This is a genomic window from Exiguobacterium sp. B2(2022) (assembly GCF_028823655.1).
GTDB lineage: Bacteria > Bacillota > Bacilli > Exiguobacteriales > Exiguobacteriaceae > Exiguobacterium > Exiguobacterium aestuarii_A.
Genome location: NZ_JAPEHX010000012.1, coordinates 18,012 through 38,960 on the forward strand (window position 1 = coordinate 18,012; position 20,949 = coordinate 38,960).

Here is a 20,949-nt window from a genome sequence, read left to right on the forward strand (position 1 = left end):
GGATTCATCCCTTCTTCCAAATCACATTATCAATCAATCGGGCTCGCTCAAACTGAACGGCCACCGCCATCAATATTTCATTCGAATCGCTTGAAGCGTCAGCAAGCGTCGGGTAGTCAACGAGTTCGACATAGTCGATTTGACTGTTCGGGATCTCGTGTAATCGTTCGGTCAGTCGTTGTTTCACTTCTTCAAGATCATGACCTGCTTCAAGTGTTTCTCTCGCCGTCGTCAAAGCTTTAAAGATTTGACTCGCATCTTCTTTTTCAACGTCTGACAAATATACGTTCCGAGAAGACTTGGCTAGTCCTGTCTCCTCACGAATAATCGGGCAGCGTCGAATCTCGACCGGGACAAAATAGTCTCGGACGTACCCTTCGATGAGTGCTACTTGCTGGGCATCTTTCAGACCGAAATAAGCACGTGTCGGTTGAACAAGGTTAAATAATTTCGAAACGATTGTCAACACACCATCAAAATGGCCGGGTCGACTCGCCCCACATAATACATCTGCCCCTTGGCGCACAGTAACGCGCGCCATATCAAGCGGGTACATCGTCTCCGTCGTCGGATAGAAGAGAAGGTCGACACCGGCTTCTCGTGCCAATTTTTCATCTCGTTCGAAGTCACGAGGGTATCGGTCGAGGTCTTCGTTCGGACCGAACTGAGTCGGATTGACGAAAATACTCATGACAACGACGTCATTCTCACGTCGTGCGTTCTCGACGAGACTCATATGTCCTTCATGCAAATATCCCATCGTTGGCACAAAACCAATCGTTTGATCCGCTGGCAACGTGTGACGTAACTCTTCAACTGTTGATACGATTTTCATCATTTTCCTCCGTACAGCGAGTCGAGCAATGACTCATCCATTGTGAACGTGTGACGTTCAAGCGGGAATTGCCCAGCTTTCGTCTCTTCCACATAAGAGCGGATGGCATCTGTCGCCACTTCATTCACGTCGGCATATGCCCGAACGAATTTCGGTAAGCGGTCCACGCCATATTTCAACACGTCATGGTAGACGAGTACTTGTCCGTCGACTTCTGCCCCGGCACCGATTCCGATGACTGGAATCGTCAACTCTTCTGCGATTCGTTTCGCCAACTGATGCGGTACACACTCAAGGACGAGCATCTTCGCACCGGCGCGTTCGGCAGCCAAGCTATCTTGAAGCAGTGCCTCTGCCGCCTCAAGGGATTTCCCTTGTACTTTATACCCTTCTAGTACACCGACTGATTGCGGGGTCAACCCTAGATGGGCAACACAAGGCATTCCTACTTGAGTGAGTCGTTCAATCGTCTGAAGGACTTCACCCGCGCCTTCTAGTTTGATCGCATCCGCATGTCCTTCTTGGAAGAGACGGGACGCAGCCTGAAGTGTTCGGTCAAAATCACCATGGTATGTCGCAAATGGCATATCCACCACGACGAATGTGTTTTTCGCTCCACGGCGTACTGCCTTCGAATGGTGAAGCATGTCTTCTGTCGTCACCGGGATTGTCGAGTCATACCCGAGAACGACCATCCCAAGAGAATCGCCGACCAAAATCAAATCGACCCCAGCCGCTTCGGCGAGTTTGGCTGACGGGTAATCATACGCCGTCAACATGACGAGCTTTTCCTGCTCGTTCATTTTTTTCAATAACGAAGTCATCGTGTGCATCTGTTTCTCCTCCTAAACGTGGAGACAGGAAAGAATAAACGCCTTCTTACACGGTTGGCAAGAAGGCGCACGAAAAACAATTTCATGGTTTTCATGAGTAGTGTCCTTCTGTCCCTGTCAAAATGATCAAGGCAGACAACTGATTGTGACAGTCTGCAAGCGCGGTACACTTCAATAACTGATAGCGTCCGACACATTAAGTATAGTCGATGGTCTCGCTTTCATCAATCATTCCACACTGCAATCTCAGCAGAGTAGACCGATTCAACTTTTCCTTCTTCTTCAAGAAGCAATGCACCCTCTTCTGATATCCCTCGCATGACCCCTGTACGAGAAGTACGAGAAGCGTTCAACGTGACTTTTTCATTCAAGTAGGCGGCATGTTGCATCCAATTGATCCGGATTGGATCAAAACCACTTTCGAGGAATCGGTCATATTCGACTTCAAGTTCAGCCAGTAGTTCAGCCAACAGTTCACTTCGACGGAATCGCTTTCCGGTCTCTAGATAAAGAGAAGTGGCCCGATGAGCTAACTCGTCTGGAATCTCCTCACCATTGACGTTCATCCCGAACCCTAGGATGACAGCCTGGATCCGATCACCCTCCGTCTGCATCTCTGTCAAAATGCCACCGATTTTCTTCCCATTCAATAATAAATCATTCGGCCACTTGATCATGACATCAAGATTTTGTTGGTTGAGCGCCCGTGCGAATGCACTCGCTGCCATCAACGTGAGTTTCGATGCGTCTCGAATCGGCAAATCCGGTCTTAAGATGATGCTCGCTGCAATATTGACATGTTTTGGGTTATGCCAATGACGACCGAGCTGTCCCCGTCCGGCAGTCTGTTCTTCACTGATGACAATCGTTCCTTCCGACACATGCTGTTGCGCCAATTCATGGGCGATTCGTTGTGTCGTATCGACTTGTTCATACGCATGGACCGTCTGACCGAATCGACCTTTACGGAATGAGACAAATGCTGGTTCATCTAGACGGTCACTCTGTTCAATCAGTTGATATCCTTTACGGGGGATTGTATGGATTGCGTACCCATCTTGCTTCAACGTTTCAATGTGCTTCCAAATAGCGGTACGTGAAATATTCAATTGACGCGCCAATTCTTGTCCGCTCCACACTTCCCCATTTTGTAATAACGTCAAGACACGCCCGCGCGTTGAAGCCATCGTCTCGCCTCCTCTTTTAATACGGTCCCGTGATTCGGAATCTCTTGTAAAATGACACGTCGTTCGAGATCAAGCAATAGATGCTTGATCGCCTCGCCTGTCGCACCGAGTTCAAGCGCATCCCGTCCATTGAATTTCAGTTCTTGACGTGACTGGATCGGAAGTGACTCTTTCAGTTCACGACTGCGGTCTGGTTCACCATTCATTTTAAAGTAAGTCGAGAGAGTCCCCTCATCCGTCGTATAAACCGTCATCACATCGAGTCCGGTCTCACAGAGCTGCGCAAGCACTCGAGCTTCCCGCTTGATTGCATTCGATCTTTTCCATGGCAATAGCCATGCCTCATCTTTTGCGTGATAGAGGAAGATGGCCCACCCACTGACCACATTCACTGGAGTGCGATCATCTTGTTGCACCCGTTGCATCAGTTCGGTCGTCACGTTCGGTAGATGACGATGGATGCCGAGCTCGACCATCTCTGCTAACGCTTTTCGATAGGCCGGTCCCGTCAACAATTTCTCAAACTCGATTGCGATGCGTTCCATTGCGATTTGTTCAAGTTTGTGACTAAGTGCATTCGCTGCGTGACGCAATTCTTCGTGTAACGTGAAGTCGAGCTGAGACATGAAACGGAGCGCACGCATGATGCGAAGGGCATCCTCACCAAACCGCTCGAAAGGACTCCCGACCGTGCGAATGATGCGTTCATCTAAATCGTGTTGCCCTCCGAATAAATCGACGACTTGTCCGTCATGAAATGCCATCGCATTCATTGTGAAGTCACGACGTAACATGTCCTCTTCGAGCGATACACCGAGTGCGACATGGTCCGGACGTCTTGAATCTGAATATGATCCTTCCGATCGAAATGTCGTCACTTCGAACGGATGATGATCGATGATGACCGTGACCGTTCCATGTTCGATACCGGTCGGGACCGATTTTGGGAACAGCGCCATCACTTCTTCCGGGAAGAGGGACGTGGCCAAATCGATATCATCGGGCAAATTTCCAAGGACATAGTCCCGAACGGCTCCGCCAACGATGTACGCCTCGCCGCCATGTCGTTCAATCGTCTCAATAATCTGTTTTGCATACTCCCATTCTGTCATGATGTCACCACCTGTTCATACAAGCGTTCATATTCTTTTGATTTCACCAACCCATTTTGTCTGAAACGCTCCTGTAACGTTGTATCTTTCAACAGCTGTTGCATCGCCATAGCGGCTTTCGTTGCATCGCCTCGTGGAACGACGAACCCGTCCTCACCGTCTGTGATCACTTCAGGTAGCCCTCCTGCGTCACTGACGACCGACGGGACTCCCGTTGCCATCGCCTCGAGTGCGACGAGACCGAACGCCTCTTTGTCTGATAAGAGGACATGGATGTCACTAATGGAGAGCAGTGCAGCGACTTGCTCTTGTTTACCGGCAAAAATGACTTGATCTTCAAGCCCCATCTCCGTCACGAGGCGGCGCATGGCACCCATGAGCGGGCCGTCTCCGACGAGTAACAGTTTTTTATTTGGAACATCCATCTTGTCGAACGCCTCGAGGACGAGGTCGACACGCTTGACGGGACGGAAATTTGAAATATGGATCACGACCCGGTCGTCTGCCGTTAAGCCGTATCGTTCCCGTAAGGTTGGGTCGAATTGTGGGGTGTATACCGATTCATCAATAAAGTTGTGTATGACTTGAATCGGCAGATTGCTAGCAATCCGCTCCTCCGTCTCCCGTTTCAAACTGTGCGAGACAGCCGTAATCGCGTTAGATTGGCGCAACCCATACAAAATCGCCGGTTTCAATTCCTCATCCTCACCGAGAACGGTGATATCGGTTCCGTGTAGCGTCGAGACGATTGGCGTCTTCACACCGGCCATCTCCCGACCGAGCGCGGCACACACGGCATGAGGTACGGCATAATGCGCATGAATGACATCAAGACCGAATGACTGGATGACACTCGCAATTTTCGCGGAGAGTGTCATATCGTACGGCGGATAGCGAAAGACCGAATATTGGTTGATTTCGACTTGGTGGAACGTGATATTCGGATGATAGGCGTTCAAACGAAACGGCATACTGCTCGTAATGAAATGAACGTCATGTCCTCGGTCCGCAAGCTTCATGCCGAGTTCCGTCGCTAAAATCCCCGAACCACCGACAGATGGATAACAAAGAATTCCGATTCGATACGTCATGTGAGCTCACCTGCCCGTTTGACGACATACGGTCGCACCCGTTTCAACCCTTCCGCATAAGCGACGCCAATCAAGCTCCCAAAATGGCGTTCACGGGCGATGACCCGTTCCACGTATGCATCGGTGAGCGGTGTTTTCACCCCATCGACTGGAGTGAACTGGCTTGCGTAACATTGGAGTGCCCGTGTCTTCACTTTAATCGCATCACTAATATCCACGCACACATCCGGCTCGACATGAGCATTGATCATATATTGATACACACTTTCTGGTCGATATGCCGGAAGCTCCGGTAAATATTTTCGAATACCCGCGTTGAACAACGCCTCTGTCACGAGATAAGCACATGCCGCATGGTCCGGATGGCGGTCGACTTCATATGGATACAACAAGTGCGTTGGACGCTCATGACGAATCAAGGAAACGATTGTCTTGAGCTGTTCTTCTCCCCCGTCAATTCCCCGGTCTTTAAATCCGAGATTGATTCGGCGGACACCAAGCACGTCATCTGCCACACTGGCTTCCCGTTGTCTCGTTTCTACGTCACCATTTGAAGAAAGTTCCGCTCTCGTCAAATCGACGTACACGACCTCAATCTTCTCTTTCGTCCATTGGGCTGTCATCCCTGCAATCCCGATCTCGATATCATCTGGATGTGCCCCGATGGCTACTACTTTCATTTACATCACCTCTTCTTTGAAAAGTATAGCCGACTCGTTTCTGAATGTCATATGTTCAGGGTAGTCAATCGAACTGTTTTTCGAGTACTCTATCTAAGGGGAGGTGAACCTGATGACGGTACAATTACCGATTCGTGTTCGAAATATTATATTCATCTTGATAGGTTCTTTTATTTTTGCATTCGGCGTTTATCACTTCAACGTCCAAAACAACTTGGCAGAGGGTGGATTCACCGGGATCACCTTGATTCTACGTGGTCTCTTTGATATCTCGCCTTCCATCACGAACTTGGCGTTAAACATCCCACTCTTTTTCATGAGTTATAAGTTGTTAGGGCGAACGACCTTCGTCTATACACTCATCGGGACGTTCTCATTTTCACTTTGGTATGCACTCATCGCTAAATATTCTACACTCGTCATCGACCTAACGGATGACATGGTGCTCGCAAGTTTGTTTGCCGGTCTCTTTATCGGAGTCGGACTCGGAATCATCTTTAACAATGGCGGAACGACGGGTGGCGTCGATATCATCGCGCGACTCGTACAACGCTATATCGGCTGGTCGATCGGAAAGACATTCCTCATCTTTGACTTCTTTGTCATCGTTCTCAGTTTGACGTATCTCGATATCCGCGAGGCGATGTATACGCTTCTCGCCGTCTATATCGGGGCACGTGTCATCGACTCAATGCAAGAAGGAACGTATGCCGGTAAGGCGGCGATGATCATCAGTGACCACCGGACTGCTATCGCCGACGGTATTCATGCGACGATGAACCGCGGCACGACAAGACTACTTGCCAAAGGTGGCTATTCGAACCGTGAACTTGAAGTGCTGTACGTCGTCGTCGGGCGAAATGAAGTGAATCGCTTGAAGACGATTGTCAAACAGATCGATCCTCATGCGTTCGTCACATTCCATCACGTCTATGAAGTGGGCGGAGAGGGCTTTACGTTCGATGAGAATCGAATGCCGCTAAAATAAGCAAAAAATCGCCTCGTTCATAGGAATGAACAGGCGATTTTTTATGGCTCGATGTTGAGCACCTCGACTTGAATCGTGCCTCCGGGCGTTTCAACTTGAATCGTTTGACCGACACTCGCCCCCATCAAACTACGACCGAGTGGCGATGTCATCGAAATACTTCCTCGTTCTACATCTGCTTCTGCCTCACTCACGATTCGATAGCTCTCGGTCTCCTCGTCGCCTTCACGAATCACGACCCGATTCCCGAATGTCACGACTTCCGACTGTTCCGATTCGACGATTGTTGCGTCGTCAAGGAAATGCTCAAGCTCTAATATATCTGCTTCAATTCGCTCAACATCACGAACCGCCTCAGTATAGGTCACATCTTCTCGAAAATCACAAAATTTCCGCGCTGTACGTATACGTTCACGTGCATCCGTCCGAGCCTTCCTTAATATGGTTAGTTTATTTTTCAATTGCTCATGACCGTTCTCTGTCAGTTGCGGTTTCATCAACAACATTTCCTTTCATCACAAAATAAAAAAATCCCGCCGAATTTGACGGGATTTCGTTCTATTCCTCACGTGGCATGAAGACGATGAGCGCCAAACGGATAAGTTCGGCAACCGCAACGAGCGTTGCAGCCACGTACGTCCATGCTGCAGCATTCAATACTTTCCGTGCGCCAGACTCTTCTGTCGCCGTCACAATTCCGTGTGACGTCAACTGAGCCATCGCCCGTTTCGAAGCATCGAACTCGACTGGGAGCGTGATCAATTGGAACACAACCGCACCGAGCATCATGATGACACCGAGTTGTGCCAATCCGAGTGCACCGAACAAGAAACCACCGATTAATAATGGGAATGACAAGTTCGACGTGATATTGACGACTGGAACGAGACTATGTCGAACGCGCATCATCTTGTAGTCGGTCGCATCTTGAATGACGTGACCAATCTCGTGGGCCGCGATGGCTGCCGACGAAATCGTCGATCCTTGATACACTTCACGAGAGAGACGGACGACCTTATTGACCGGGTCATAGTGGTCGCTCATGAGTCCATCGACCATCTCGATTCGCACATTGTGGACACCGTTTTGTTTCATAATGAAATCAGCGACTTGTGCGCCAGTGACACCGCTTTGAAGCGGTTGTTTTAAAAACTGTTTGTACGTACTTTTCACTCGCATCTGAGCCCATAAGGGGATGAGCATAATCAGTGCAAGATAGAAAATATAGCCACCTAATGACATTTTCTATTTCACCTCTGCGTGTATTTGATAATTCGATTTTACATTCTTATGAACTTATTTTCAAGCGAAGGGCGTAGGACGAACGCATATCCCATAAAAAAACATAATCCCGTTAACCAAAACGAGCCGTAGCCGATCCACATAATATGTTCCGCGAGTGATGGATAGCGCGGCCATTGACCGAGCACATAATCAACTACGTCATTATGAATTACCCAAATCAATGAACAGACAAACGAAGTAGTGGTCCATTTCATAAATGGTGCGTAGATGAGTGCTTGAAGCGCCATCGCTCCATGAGAAATCATCAACATGACCGCCATTAAGATGGTGACGGTCGGTGCATCCACCGGTAACTCCCCTAAAAACATGATATTCATGATGACGGCCCAGACGCCGTATTTGATTAAGGTAATGAATGCAAGCGTCTCGAATAATGGTGAACGCTTATTCACAATCCATAATCCGAGGACAATTGTAAAGAAGAGGGATGCTGTCGGGCTGTCCGGGACGAACGGCCAATATACGTATGGCGTGTCACGAAGTTGAGGCTCATACCAAATATAACCGTAAATCGTACCTCCTAAGTTGACCACAAATAAAAGAATCAGTACGATTCGATTCATTAAGAAAGTGTTTAAAAACGTCGGGTTCATGTTCTCAATCCTTTTTCTTCAGTTTATCGCAATACGAATACATAAGTAAAAAAGTGTAGCCTGGTTTCTCAGGCTACACTTTATGGCTTACTCGTTATTTTCGCCGCCTTCACCATATGAAGCGATGAATTCAGATAGTACTTGTAAATCTTCAGGCGAGCCGTCCCACTGACCAGCAGGCATCGTCCCAATCCCGTTTACAGCGATATCCGCAATCTCTTCAGCTGTATACTGTGTTCCGACGAGTGCTGGAGCTGCTGCTCCACCTTCTAGGTTTTGACCGTGACAGTTCACACAAGATTGAGCTGAATAAATCTCATATCCTGGTGCAGCTGTATCAATTTCAGGACCTTCACCTGGAATTTGAAGTTCACCTTGAGCGTGGACTTGATCCCAGTGTGTCGTTTGAACAGATTCCCAAGTCAAGTAGAAGACCGAGAGAATACCGAGCAACATGAAACTGATGGCGACTGGACGTTTCGCCGGACGACGCTCGAGACCTTGGTCAAGCCAAGGCGCGATGAGAAGTGCCGTGAACGCCAAACCTGGAATGATGACCGTACCAAGCAAGATCCAGTCTCCTGCAGCGAATTGATATTTGAGTAATTGATACAAGAACAAGAAATACCAGTCCGGTAACGGAATGTATGACGTGTTCGTTGGATCGGCGATATTTTGAAGCGGTGGTGCTTCGACGATTGTCAAAGCGATGAAGCCGATCAAGAAGACCGACCCTACCATCCACTCTTTAAGCAAGAAGTTTGGCCAAAACGCCTCTGTGCGTCCTGGGTATTCTGAATAGTCTTTTGCAATGTTTTGTTTCCGATTCGAGATTCCTACTCGAGAGTCGGTTACAAATTTCATCCCTTTACCGCGATGCATATCGTTTCTCCTCCTTTTTCTCCTCGAATCGGCTTATAGCGGTCCAGAAATACCTTGTTTACGAATCATCAAGAAGTGGGCCCCTAGTAATCCGAACAATGCAGCCGGTAAGAAGAAGACGTGAATCGCAAAGAATCGTGCGAGCGTGCTCGCCCCGACAATCTCACCACCGGCGAGAAGTGTCTTCGCAATACCACCGATGACCGGTACACTTTCAGCGATTTGAAGCGTAACTTTCGTTGCGAACAATGCTTTCATGTCCCATGGAAGCAAGTATCCTGTAAGTCCAAGCGCCAAGACGACGAAGAACAAGAGAACACCACGACCCAGTTGAGCTCACGTGGCTTCTTATACGATCCCGTGAAGAACACGCGGAGCGTATGTAAGAATAACATAACGATGGCAACGGATGCGCCCCAGTGGTGCATCCCACGAACGATTTGTCCGTGTGCGATTTCATTTTGCAGATAGTATACCGACGCGTGCGCGTTGATGATATCTGGTACATAGTACATCGTCAAGAACATCCCAGATAGGATTTGAATGACGATTGTAAAGAACGTCAAACCGCCAAAACAATAGACAAATGCAGAGAAGTGATGAGCAGGGTTGACGTGTTCCGGTACTTCATGGTCTGCGATATCGCGCCAGAGCGGTGTGATGTCTACGCGTTCATCGACCCAATCATAAATTTTTTGTAACATCGGCTAGTTCCCCCTCTCATTACTGAGCGACTGGACTACCTAAATATAGGAAGCCGTCTTTTTCTTCTTTTTCATAACGTGCAAGTGGTGCTGTTGGTGGTGTACCCGGGATGTTCGTTCCATCTTTTTCATAACGTCCTAAGTGACACGGACAGAAGAATTCTTGTGGACGAGTCGGATCACCCGCAAAAGCTACCTGACAGCCGAGGTGTGTACAAATCGGAGAGAGTGCGATGATTTCGCCACTTTCTGTTTTGTATACCCATGCCGAAAGCGTTTCTTCAAATTCGTACCAAGCATCTTGTGTTTGTTTCTTAAAGTCGACACGTTGCGGCTCAGTCGTGATGTCATCAAGACTCATTACTTTTACTTTGTCGCCTGCTCCAGATTTTTTCAAAACCGGATCGATCGCAAAGTTGACCATCGGACTGATCAATGTTGCCGCCATAAAGCCACCTACTCCAGTCAGTGTGTACGTTAAGAACTGACGGCGCGTGACTTTTGACCCATTTTGAGCCATTTCGTTCCCCCCTCATTCGTGTGCATAACCCCATAATTCTTTATGCATTCTTCACAAAAATTTCTCACTCAACAAAATAGTATATCAATAAAACCTCTACGTCAACCGCTTCATGTCGCCATCCAACGGCTCGAAAGTTCCGTGATAACTTGTGTCGCAAAATTTTGAACCATCGTGTGCGCCTGATCGCTCGACATCGCTCCTAACGCAAGCGGTGGTACGAACAAAATCGGCAAATCATATGGCTTGAAACGGACGTCTGACGCAATAAACAAAACGTGAGAAAAACCGGATGATTCCGCTTTTGCCACCACATCTTTCACCAGTTCAACACCAGCTTCCACATCGGTGTAACTGATCGTTGGGCTGAGCATCGTCCGACCAGATAATTGTCGTTCTGTCTCGACCGTGACGGCATGAATGACTTCATAGCTTTCGGCTTTACGAACCATATCCTCACCAAACGCCAATTCTGCGAGCGGAACGATGAGCGTATCGACGTATTGTCGTTCGGCAATCGAGCGCAGTGCCCCTTGACTATCGAACCTCATCTTTTCCCTCCTCTCCAACTTATCTCATCATGTCTATTGTATCGTACATGACTTCGTTCACGTTTCAAACTTATGAACGAACTGTGAAATAATTGTGTATTCCTACGTTATTAATATACCAAAAAACACAGATGAACGAACTGTGAAATAATTGTGTATTCCTACGTTATTAATATACCAAAAAACAAGCGCCAACCGGAACGGAAGCGCTTGTTTTTTTCAAAATAATTTAGATTCCCTTACTTGGTGGAGTTGACTCGTCAAATTGCGGAATAAGTTTTCGTCCCGACGGTCGAGCGCTTTATCGATTTCAATCAATAATCGCTCTTCTTCAAATTGGGCAACGGAAGCTTGAATGACCGTTTGGGCAGAAGAAGACACTTCATCTTTCACTTCCGCCACCGGTTCGAACGGATTTTGCTCCACGATGTCAATCCAATTCTCATCAATCATCATGCCTTGAAAATTCAATTCTACATAAATTGGCCCATCGTGAAGACGGATGTCATGATACGCCTTTTCAGGATTCATGGTCACAAGGTCTCCCCGTCGATATCGAAACGGTTCACCGTCAAACCCGTACGCCGTCATCACAAGACTTCGTGGCGAGACCGAGGCGTTTGTTACGAAATGAACGTTGCCAAGCTTATCCGGATGTCTCAACCAATAATCAAGAATCCATTTTGCTTCACGTTTCCGAAGTGTATGATGAGCGACGAATCGCTTCAAAAAATTCCGTTTCCGCTCGACCATCTGACCTCATTCCCTTCCCTTTATCATTCTACGTCATCAGACAATTGTTCGAGCTGGTCTTCAAGCACTTGGCGATCTTCGAGGTCGACCACCAGTGCAAGCGATTGCTCGACCACACGGCGTGCGTCTTGTCTACGACCTTCCTCTATCAACAGTGTAGCCCATTCTGTCACAAATGACACGTCCTCTTTCATCATCGGCTCAATCGAGGCATACAAACTGACAGCTTCGTCATATTCCTCGAGCTCATATTTCGCCTTCGCCTTATACCAAGTCATGAGCGGGGATGTCGTATGATCTTCGAGTGCATCTATTGTTTCGAGGACGTCATCGATTGTTTCGAGGACGTCATCGATTTCTCCTGCTTCGAATAAAATCGATAAAATTAATTCTGTCGCTTGTAGCGATTCCGGATTCAAGACGAGTGCTTCTCGAAGCTCTTTAACGGCGCCATCGCGATTACCGAGCTTGAGGAGCAACTTTGCTTTCACGTGACGAAGTTCGTCATTATAGTCGTCGCGCGTGATTCCTTGATCGACGATTTCAAGCGCTTCTTCCGTCTGACCATTCGCGTCTAGTGCTTCGGTGTAAGGAAGATAGAGCGAGGTAAAGTCCGGGTCCATCGCCTGAAGCTCTTTGAACTGCTTGATGGCAACTTCCTCTCGACCGATTCGATGTGCTGTCATCGCATGTCCGAAGACGGTATTTAAATTGCGATGTGTTGCTTTTTCATACTCATCGAGCGCTTCTTCGAACGACCCAACCATTGTGAGTGCTTCCGCATAGTCGGCTTGGTAATCGATCTCGGACGGCAAATTCATTTTAGGTAAACGTGCATAGAGCGGGATGGCCTGCTCGAACGACCCGGTCGATGCGTACAATTCCGCCAAACCATAGATGAGTAACGGTTCGTCTGGATTCTTTTCAAGAGCTTCCATCAATTTTTTCACGGCTACCTCGTCGAGCCCCTGAGATTGATACAAATCAGCTAATAAGACGAGACTTCTCACTTGCGTCTCCGCGTCATCTGACTTGACCTTCTCTAAAACAGCAATCGCCTCTTCTTCACGGTCACTGTCTAAATATGCCTCCGCGAGTGAAAGGGCGACGTTTGGGTCACCTTCGTAATCCACGTACAATTTTGAAAGGACTTCTGTCGCTCGGTCGGCAAGACCAAGCTCTAAATACAAATCAGCGATCGCTAAGCGGTCATCATCCGATCCGTCTTTCTCAAGTTCTTCTATATGCGCAAGAGCATGTTCAGTCTCTCCTGATTCAAGCATCTCGATAATATGTGTTAATGCTGCTTCATCTAGCATGTTTCGTCCTCCTGGCCTTCGGTTTGTCGTTATTCTATCTCACGTTGAATCTGTTGTAAATCTTGACGGAAGCCAGGATAGCTGACATCGGACGCATCAATGCCTTCAATCTGGATCGTTTCATCCGTGACGAGTGTAGCGACTTGTAACATCATCGACAGACGATGGTCACCATGAGCCGAGACGTTTCCGCCATGAAGACGACTTGGTTTTACGATAAACCCATCCTCTTTTCCGACGATGTCCACCCCCAATTTTTGCAACTCCGAGACGACCACATCAATCCGGTCCGTCTCCTTCACTCTCAGTTCTGCTGCATCGTTCACGATTGACGGAGAATTCGCCTGTGAAGCGACGAGTGCGAATAACGGCAACTCATCGATTTGTGACGGAATCATATCCCCTTCTACGACCGTGCCAGACAGTTCACTTGTCGTCACCGTGACGTCCCCGATCAATTCTTCCCCGACGGTTCGTTCATTGGAGATGATGACGTTTGATCCCATACGTTCGAGCGTCCGCAAAAATCCGATTCGTGTCTCATTCAAACAGACGTCTGTCGTCGTGACAGAGCTATTCGGCACGATGGCTGCCCCTGCCCAGAAAAAGGCGGCCGACGAGGGGTCTGCCGGCACATCGACCGTCGCGCCGCTTAGTCGAGAAGGTTCGACACGAATAGTGCGCTCTCCTTTTTCCTCATCAACAGAGAGACGAGCCCCAAAAAGTGGCAACATTCGCTCGGTGTGGTCTCTAGACAATATCGGCTCACGAACAATCGTCGTCCCTTCCGCACGTAACCCGGCAAGGAGGACAGCCGATTTCACTTGGGCGCTCGCTACCGGTAACGTATAGTCGATGGATTGTAGCGTTTTCCCTTCAATCACGATCGGCGCCAAATCACCTTTCACGTCCGCTCCCATTTCACGGAGTGGTGCGTTGACACGTCGCATCGGACGTTTTGACAACGACTCATCTCCCACGAGTTCAAATGACCCATCATACCCCGATAAGAGTCCAATCAACAAACGCATCGTCGTCCCTGAGTTCCCGCAGTCTAATCGTGCCGAACGCGGTGACTCAATCCCCGTGATGAGGAGTTCATCTTGTTTTTCAATTACTTCTGCTCCGAGTGAACGAATGATTTCGAGCGTCGAGCGACAATCGGCACCGAGAAGTGGATGCACGACGCGCGTCGTCCCAGTCGCCATCATGCCGAATAAAAGCGCACGATGAGTGATTGACTTATCACTTGGCACACGGATCGAACCGTTTAAACTCATCATTCCCACCATCCTTTCATCTGTTCAAATGTATGTTCAAGGTGCTCGAGCGGCATAGATTCAACGACAATCGTGTCACGGAGCAAGACGAACCGAATTTCGCCGTGACGATTCTTTTTATCCCGAATCATTTTTTCGACATATTGCTCGAACGGTTTCCAGTCAATCGGTGTGACATCGTTCAGACGAATCCATTCAAACAACCGTTTCGCCCGTGTCTCGTCACCCGATAACAAAAAGGCAAACACCATCCCATGTAACACCGCTTCTCCATGAGGGATACGGTACGCCTCGACGGACTCAAGCGCATGACCGAACGTATGCCCGAAGTTGAGCCAAGCACGAATGCCTTGCTCTTGCTCATCTTTCTCGACAACTGCTCGTTTCACTTCAATGCCGCGTGCGAGCCATGTGACCCAATCCAATTCCTGATGTTCAGAAAGAGCGGAAAACAAGTCGTCCTCGAAAGAGGATTCGAGGACGTAACTTGACAAATACGCATGTTTCAATAGTTCACCGAGACCGCTCCGAACTTCCTGAACCGGCAAGGTATGAAGACGAGAAACATTATAATAGACACCGATTGGTTGATAGAATGAACCGATCGCGTTTTTCGCAAACGGATGATTGACGGCCACTTTACCACCGACAGCCGAATCATGTGCCAAAATCGTTGTCGGGACTTGTATGTAAGGAACACCACGCATGTAGACACTCGCTAAAAAACCAGCCAAATCACCGATCATCCCGCCACCGAAAGCGACAATCAGAGTATGACGGTCGCATCCGTGTCTCAATCCTTCTGTGACGAGCTGTTCGAGTTGCGATAACGACTTCGACGCATCACCCGCCTTGACGACAGATGAGACGACGCATGGGTGAACTTGCTCCAACTTTGCAAGGAACGTTTCCCCGTAAAGCGCGTCGACCCGTTCATCTGTGACGACCCAGAGCATCGGGTAACGTGACCAATCATTTGTTTCCATCCAGCGGTCTTGATCGTCGACGACAACCTGATACGGGGTCGATGCCGCGATTGGAATGGTCACCATACTCGTAACTCCTCTCGATACTCATCGATTCGGTGTTTTATTCGGTCCATCGTATCATGACCGAACGTCTCACATACTTCCTTCGCCATTTCAAACGCAATGACCGCCTCAACGACGAGTGATGCTGCAGGGACAGCACACGAATCGCTCCGTTCGATTTGAGCGAGGAATGCCTCTTTCGTATCAATATCGACTGATTGAAGAGGCTTATAAAGTGTCGGGATTGGTTTCATGACGGCTGAACAGATAATCGGCATACCCGTTGTCATCCCACCCTCAAAACCACCGAGATGATTACTGAGTCGGGTATATCCTTCGTCTCCATATGCAATCGGGTCCATCACTTCAGAACCGGGACGGTATGCCATTTCAAAACCATCTCCAAACTCCACGCCTTTAAATGCGTTGACACTCAACACCGCCTGCGCAATTTTCGCATCCAATTTTCGGTCGTACTGCACATATGAACCTAGACCTGGTACGACACCGTGCACTTCTGTACAGACGATGCCGCCAATCGAGTCTCCATTTGCCTTGGCTTCATCGATGCGACGCATCATCCGCTCAGCAGCTGCTTCGTCAAGCGTTCGAACGGGTGAGGCGTCAATCACTTCTTTTGCTTCTTGGAGCGATTCAAATGTACGTATCTCTGCCCGTTCTCCACCAATCACTTTGACGTAACTGAAGAGCGACACCCCGACTTGTTGAAGCAATTGTTTACAAAAGGCGCCGACCGCGACGCGTGCCGCCGTTTCCCTTGCGCTCGAGCGTTCCAAAACATCCCGCAAATCGCGATGGTCATACTTCATCCCACCGACCAAGTCGGCATGCCCTGGTCTCGGTCGCGAGACTCGGCGCTTGATTTCGACATCATCTTCGATTGGCTCGGCTTGCATGATGTGTTTCCAATGGGTATGGTCTTTATTCTCAATCCAGAATGTGATTGGTGCGCCTGTCGTTTTACCGTGGCGTATACCAGAACGAACATCTACTTGATCTGACTCGATTTGCATGCGACGCCCTCGTCCATATCCCGACTGACGTTTTTTCAACTCTAGGTTAATTTGATTTAAATCTATAGCGAGACCGGCAGGGGCACCTTCAATAATGACCGTCAGTCCCGGACCGTGTGATTCACCAGCTGTCAAATAGCGCATCTGTTCACCTCATCCATCTATTTTTTCGTAAAAGAAGCTTTGTTTCATTGCATATCCATAACGCTTAGGCTGGAAGATTTGTTCAGTTCCTCCGACAAACAAGATTCCTCCTGGTCGAAGGGCACGTTGAAACGATGTATATACTTTTTCTTTCGCTTCTTCCGTAAAGTAAATCAATACGTTTCGACAGACAATCAAATCAAAGTTCCGTTCATACACATCCGCTAATAAATTGTGTTTTTTAAACGTCACGAGTTGTTTAATCTCATCCGAAATGAAATAGTCGTCTCCACGACGCGTAAAGTAGCGGCTTTTAAACTCGTCTGGCAAGTCGATGAGTGCACGTTCGTGATACTTCCCTTGTTTCGCCTTTTCAATGACGAGATCATCTAAATCAGTGGCCATAATGGAAAATTGAGAAGGTGCCAGATGTTTAGACAACAGCATGGCGAGTGAATAAGGTTCTTCTCCTGTCGAGCACGCTGCACTCCACACGCGGAGCTTCCCTTGACTCGAACGAATCAAGTGAGGCAGGATATCTTCTTCAAGCTGCTGCCAACGTATCGGATTACGATAAAACTCACTCACGTTAATCGTCATTCGGTCTAGGAACTCCTCATAGAGCTGTCGATCTGTCTCCATCGCCTTTAAGTATTCAAGAAACGACGCATATCCTTTCTTTTCGCGTAAGGCGACCATCCGACGCTTCATTTGCGCCTCTTTATATAAATTCAAGTCAATTCCAGACTTGATATAAAACTTTTTTACGAAGATGGCATAATCATTCATCACCAATTTCAACCTCAATTCTTTCTCATTTCCTCTTTCTTCTGACCACGAGCTATTTAAAGGGAATCAAAAAAGGACAGGTTTCCCCGTCCCTTCGAAAAGTCATGAAACGTGTGAGGCAACTCCTGCGAACCAAAGTGCCAATTCGCGTTCTGCGCTGTCCACACTATCAGAACCATGAATTACGTTTTGTGACATCGTCGATGCAAAATCACCACGAATCGTTCCAGGTTGTGCATCGATTGGCTTCGTCTTCCCGATCATGAGACGAGAGACGGCTACGATGTCTTCCCCTTCCCATTCCATCGCGACGACCGGACCAGAAGTCAAAAACTCTACCAATTCACCAAAGAACGGCTTTTCCTTATGCTCTGCGTAGTGTGCCTCTGCGACCTCAACTGACGGTGTCACCATTTCGAGACGGTTCAATGTATATCCTTTGTTTTCAAAACGTGAGATGATTTCCCCAATCAATCCACGTTTTACCCCATCCGGTTTAACCATTAAAAATGTCTTTTCCATTCCCCAAATCCCCCTAAGTCAATAAATGTGTACGTTGTACGTATTTAGTGTACACGCTCCTGCACATTTTTGAAAGGGGTTACATGGGCATTTACCATTTACGTTTTCCGATATATTGAGCGATTTCAATCAAAGACTGCTTATCAGGCACATTTGGTAACCCGTCGAGTCGTCGGATAGCGCGTTCAACATATCGGTCAATCGTGCGTTGGCTTCGTTCTAACGTTCCATTCCGCTGCACTTCACGAACGAGTGATTTTGTCATCTCCGTGTCCGTCGATGCGTTCACCTGACAGAGACGCTCGTAAAAAGTTGGATCCTCCGATGAATAGAGGAGCGGTAACGTTTTATGACCATGCTTTAAATCTTCTCCGACTGGTTTCCCGAGTTGGAAACTTTTTGCCGTGAAATCGAGTAAATCATCAGTCATTTGGAATGCCATCCCGATGTCATACCCGAATAAGCTTAATTGTTTGACGACATGAGGTGACGCTCCTGAAATAACAGCGCCTGCCGCACAACTCGTCTCAATTAAAAGGGCTGTCTTTCGTGCAATCCGATCTAAATATCGTTTAGGGGATTGACCCCAATCATATTGATCTTGGATTTGATTGATTTCGCCGACGCAAATCCGCTCCATCGTGTCCGCCATGATTCGCATCACTTCCGGAGAATCGATTTCGGATACGAGACGAATCGCCTCCCCGAATAACGTATTTCCGGTATACATTGCAACGGTCTCATCATACCGCTCCATCACGGTCGGTTTCCCCCGGCGAAGCATCGCATCATCGATGACATCATCATGAACGAGTGATGCCATATGAATCAATTCAAGACTTGAGGCAACTTTCGTCAAACGGATATCTTTCGTCTCACCGAATCCTGCGCTCAATAAAACGAAAGCTGGTCGGATGCGTTTACCACCAGCATCGAGTAGTTGGCGAGATGCCGATTCAATAACAGGGTGGTCCGTCCTGACTCGAGTTGATAAAAATTGATCGATTTGATCAATCTCTCGGTTCATATGACGGTAAAGTCGCTTCAAAGACATGTTTCACCACTTCTTTCCTAGATGCATGGCACATGCACCTCCGGAGAATGTCTTTACTTCGACTTGTTCGAACCCTGCATCTTCAAACATGCGTTTAAGCGTCAGCCGGTCAGGAAACTGATCGGTCGATTCTTGTAACCATTTATATTGGTCGTATGAGCCGGCGAACACTTTGCCGAACAAAGGCATGACCGTCCCAAAGTAGAAGCGATACAATTCTTTAAAGACGGGTGCTGTCGGTTGACTTGTTTCAAGACAAACGACCGTCCCACCCGGTTTTAAGACGCGATGCATTTCACGCAACACCGTCATGTAATCCGGAACGTTCCGAAGTCCGAATCCGATTGTGACGTAATCGAACGAATGATCCCCAAACGGGAGCGCCATCGCATTCCCGTGTAATAACTCGATCGTCGGCAATGATTTTACTTTTTCCTCTCCCACTTTCAGCATATTCTCTGAAAAGTCGAGACCTTTGACGACCCCCGTATTTCCTGCAGCTTCAGCCAATTGAATCGTCCAGTCAGCTGTGCCACAACAAACGTCTAGACATTTAGCCCCCGGAAAGACGTTCATTTTCTTCATCGTTGTCCGACGCCACCATTTGTGAAGTCGGAAGCTGATAATCGAGTTCATCGTATCGTAGCTCGGAGAAATGGACTGAAATACTTCGTATACTTTTTGCTCTTTTTCTATCGGTTGCAACGCGTAACATCCTTTCCGTTCTAAGCGACCGCGTGCGCGAGCAACGTGTTGAGCTGCTCCTTTTGGTCTTGTCTGAGCGCTGTCGCTTTCTTATCAATCATTCGTTTCCCACTTGTTGTCAAATAAGGTTGTTCAATCAGCTCGGAAAGTGTTTGAATCAATCCGACGTTTGCTTCGATCCAAATGTTCATCGAGACGTTTTTATCGAGCAGTAATGTACACTTTGCAGCATTGACACGTTGTACAGACTGTCCGAATCGATCGCTATACGACGCTGGGAAAGCCGTCAAGATTTTATAAAACTGAGCCGAGGCAAAATCGCCCGCGAGCACTTTTAATTGGCGCTCTAGCGACCCTTTCGGACTACTGTTCACTTGATCGTGTAATTCGAGCGCCTGATGAGCGAAATAAGTTGCCATCACGAGTTGTCGATGCTCAATCGATTCCAAATCAATCATCTCGACCATCCAACGAAGCAACAGCATGTCGACCGCTGGTACAACCTCGTGTTTCGTCAAATAGGGATGATTCATACGTTGTTGGATTTGACGAGCAAGGTCTGTGACAACGAATTCATTTGTCAACTGTTCCATGCTATCCCCCCTCGTCCACTTCATTGTCATTCTGACATAGTATAGCACATTTTTGTCACATTCACGTCATTCGAACTCGCAAACCAAACAAAAAAGCCGCCTTTCGGCGACTTATGTATTGCTGATTACTTGACCGCATCTTTGAGCGCTTTACCTGCTTTAAATGCAGGGACTTTGCTCGCTGGGATTTCGATATCTTCTTTTGTACGTGGGTTACGGCCTTTACGGGCAGCACGTTCACGAACTTCAAAAGTACCAAAACCGATCAATTGAATTTTTTCACCGTTTTGGAGTGCTTCAGTGATAGATTCGAAAGTAGCTTCTACAACTACTGTAGCTTCTTTTTTCGAAACATTTGCTTTCTCCGCTACTGCTTGGATCAATTCAGTTTTGTTCATCACGATTCACCTCCTCTCACTAGGAGTTTACGGGATTAATCATATC

The 20,949-nt window shown here is 47.9% G+C and carries 24 protein-coding genes and 1 pseudogene; 1 reads left to right on the forward strand and 24 read right to left on the reverse strand.

Translation table 11 applies throughout. The annotated features are described in order from the left end of the window. Window positions 1-4 precede the first annotated feature (4 nt). From panC to bshB1, 6 genes are all read right to left on the reverse strand, one after another. Window positions 5-835, reverse strand: coding sequence for a pantoate--beta-alanine ligase (panC, locus tag ON063_RS03675; protein WP_274664272.1), 831 nt, complete (start codon window positions 833-835; stop codon window positions 5-7). Then, window positions 835-1,668: a 3-methyl-2-oxobutanoate hydroxymethyltransferase gene (gene panB, locus ON063_RS03680; protein ID WP_274664273.1), complete on the reverse strand. Its 834-nt coding sequence runs from the start codon at window positions 1,666-1,668 to the stop codon at window positions 835-837. The genes panC and panB overlap by 1 nt, the downstream gene beginning before the upstream one ends. Window positions 1,669-1,892: 224 nt before the next feature. Next, the gene (locus ON063_RS03685) at window positions 1,893-2,855 is read right to left on the reverse strand and encodes a biotin--[acetyl-CoA-carboxylase] ligase (RefSeq protein WP_274664274.1); all 963 of its coding nucleotides are present in this window, start codon (window positions 2,853-2,855) and stop codon (window positions 1,893-1,895) included. Next, window positions 2,828-3,967, reverse strand: a complete 1,140-nt coding sequence (locus tag ON063_RS03690) for a CCA tRNA nucleotidyltransferase (protein WP_274664275.1) — start codon at window positions 3,965-3,967, stop codon at window positions 2,828-2,830. Before ON063_RS03690 ends, ON063_RS03685 begins: the two co-directional genes overlap by 28 nt. Continuing rightward, window positions 3,964-5,058 (reverse strand): N-acetyl-alpha-D-glucosaminyl L-malate synthase BshA, encoded by a 1,095-nt coding sequence (bshA, locus tag ON063_RS03695; protein WP_274664276.1) that lies wholly within the window; start codon window positions 5,056-5,058, stop codon window positions 3,964-3,966. Before bshA ends, ON063_RS03690 begins: the two co-directional genes overlap by 4 nt. Beyond that, complete coding sequence (bshB1, locus tag ON063_RS03700; RefSeq protein WP_274664277.1) at window positions 5,055-5,738, reverse strand: bacillithiol biosynthesis deacetylase BshB1; 684 nt, start codon at window positions 5,736-5,738, stop codon at window positions 5,055-5,057. Before bshB1 ends, bshA begins: the two co-directional genes overlap by 4 nt. 112 nt (window positions 5,739-5,850) lie before the next feature. Here bshB1 and ON063_RS03705 point away from each other — a divergent pair, with 112 nt between their 5' ends. Continuing rightward, window positions 5,851-6,726 carry a YitT family protein gene (locus tag ON063_RS03705; RefSeq protein ID WP_074034617.1) on the forward strand — a complete coding sequence of 292 codons (876 nt, stop codon included), beginning with the start codon at window positions 5,851-5,853 and terminating at the stop codon, window positions 6,724-6,726. 41 nt (window positions 6,727-6,767) lie between these two features. Here ON063_RS03705 and ON063_RS03710 read toward each other — a convergent pair whose 3' ends face one another. From ON063_RS03710 to ON063_RS03795, 18 genes and pseudogenes are all read right to left on the reverse strand, one after another. Continuing rightward, on the reverse strand, window positions 6,768-7,223 hold the full coding sequence (locus ON063_RS03710) for a GreA/GreB family elongation factor (protein ID WP_274664278.1): 456 nt from the start codon (window positions 7,221-7,223) through the stop codon (window positions 6,768-6,770). A gap of 61 nt (window positions 7,224-7,284) precedes the next feature. Further along, entirely contained in the window at window positions 7,285-7,968 is a 684-nt protein-coding gene (locus tag ON063_RS03715; protein ID WP_214691886.1) for a zinc metallopeptidase, read from the reverse strand. A 38-nt stretch (window positions 7,969-8,006) separates the two neighbouring features. Then, the gene (locus ON063_RS03720) at window positions 8,007-8,624 is read right to left on the reverse strand and encodes a DUF1405 domain-containing protein (RefSeq protein ID WP_274664279.1); all 618 of its coding nucleotides are present in this window, start codon (window positions 8,622-8,624) and stop codon (window positions 8,007-8,009) included. A gap of 87 nt (window positions 8,625-8,711) precedes the next feature. Beyond that, entirely contained in the window at window positions 8,712-9,506 is a 795-nt protein-coding gene (locus ON063_RS03725; protein ID WP_074034621.1) for a menaquinol-cytochrome c reductase cytochrome b/c subunit, read from the reverse strand. A 33-nt stretch (window positions 9,507-9,539) separates the two neighbouring features. Beyond that, window positions 9,540-10,210: pseudogene (gene qcrB, locus ON063_RS03730) on the reverse strand (menaquinol-cytochrome c reductase cytochrome b subunit). A gap of 19 nt (window positions 10,211-10,229) precedes the next feature. After that, window positions 10,230-10,730 carry a QcrA and Rieske domain-containing protein gene (locus ON063_RS03735; protein WP_074034622.1) on the reverse strand — a complete coding sequence of 167 codons (501 nt, stop codon included), beginning with the start codon at window positions 10,728-10,730 and terminating at the stop codon, window positions 10,230-10,232. Window positions 10,731-10,840: 110 nt separating this feature from the next. Then, on the reverse strand, window positions 10,841-11,281 hold the full coding sequence (locus tag ON063_RS03740; RefSeq protein ID WP_274664280.1) for a DUF2487 family protein: 441 nt from the start codon (window positions 11,279-11,281) through the stop codon (window positions 10,841-10,843). Between the two features lie 219 nt (window positions 11,282-11,500). Beyond that, the gene (locus tag ON063_RS03745; protein WP_214691878.1) at window positions 11,501-12,034 is read right to left on the reverse strand and encodes a ReoY family proteolytic degradation factor; all 534 of its coding nucleotides are present in this window, start codon (window positions 12,032-12,034) and stop codon (window positions 11,501-11,503) included. Between the two features lie 23 nt (window positions 12,035-12,057). Beyond that, window positions 12,058-13,353, reverse strand: a complete 1,296-nt coding sequence (locus ON063_RS03750; RefSeq protein ID WP_274664281.1) for a tetratricopeptide repeat protein — start codon at window positions 13,351-13,353, stop codon at window positions 12,058-12,060. A 29-nt stretch (window positions 13,354-13,382) separates the two neighbouring features. Beyond that, entirely contained in the window at window positions 13,383-14,633 is a 1,251-nt protein-coding gene (gene aroA / locus ON063_RS03755; RefSeq protein WP_274664282.1) for a 3-phosphoshikimate 1-carboxyvinyltransferase, read from the reverse strand. After that, window positions 14,633-15,685 (reverse strand): 3-dehydroquinate synthase, encoded by a 1,053-nt coding sequence (locus ON063_RS03760; protein ID WP_274664283.1) that lies wholly within the window; start codon window positions 15,683-15,685, stop codon window positions 14,633-14,635. Before ON063_RS03760 ends, aroA begins: the two co-directional genes overlap by 1 nt. Beyond that, on the reverse strand, window positions 15,679-16,842 hold the full coding sequence (aroC, locus tag ON063_RS03765; protein ID WP_274664284.1) for a chorismate synthase: 1,164 nt from the start codon (window positions 16,840-16,842) through the stop codon (window positions 15,679-15,681). Before aroC ends, ON063_RS03760 begins: the two co-directional genes overlap by 7 nt. Before the next feature lie 9 nt (window positions 16,843-16,851). Then, a complete protein-coding gene (locus tag ON063_RS03770) occupies window positions 16,852-17,631 on the reverse strand; it encodes a CheR family methyltransferase (protein WP_074034629.1) in 780 nt (259 codons plus the stop codon). Between the two features lie 102 nt (window positions 17,632-17,733). Further along, entirely contained in the window at window positions 17,734-18,153 is a 420-nt protein-coding gene (gene ndk / locus ON063_RS03775) for a nucleoside-diphosphate kinase (protein ID WP_074034630.1), read from the reverse strand. A gap of 91 nt (window positions 18,154-18,244) precedes the next feature. Then, window positions 18,245-19,207: a polyprenyl synthetase family protein gene (locus ON063_RS03780; protein WP_274664285.1), complete on the reverse strand. Its 963-nt coding sequence runs from the start codon at window positions 19,205-19,207 to the stop codon at window positions 18,245-18,247. A gap of 3 nt (window positions 19,208-19,210) precedes the next feature. Further along, a complete protein-coding gene (locus tag ON063_RS03785; protein WP_274664286.1) occupies window positions 19,211-19,912 on the reverse strand; it encodes a demethylmenaquinone methyltransferase in 702 nt (233 codons plus the stop codon). 20 nt (window positions 19,913-19,932) lie between these two features. Further along, complete coding sequence (locus ON063_RS03790) at window positions 19,933-20,505, reverse strand: heptaprenyl diphosphate synthase component 1 (protein WP_214875556.1); 573 nt, start codon at window positions 20,503-20,505, stop codon at window positions 19,933-19,935. A gap of 125 nt (window positions 20,506-20,630) precedes the next feature. Next, window positions 20,631-20,903 carry an HU family DNA-binding protein gene (locus ON063_RS03795; RefSeq protein ID WP_074034634.1) on the reverse strand — a complete coding sequence of 91 codons (273 nt, stop codon included), beginning with the start codon at window positions 20,901-20,903 and terminating at the stop codon, window positions 20,631-20,633. Window positions 20,904-20,949: the final 46 nt, after the last annotated feature.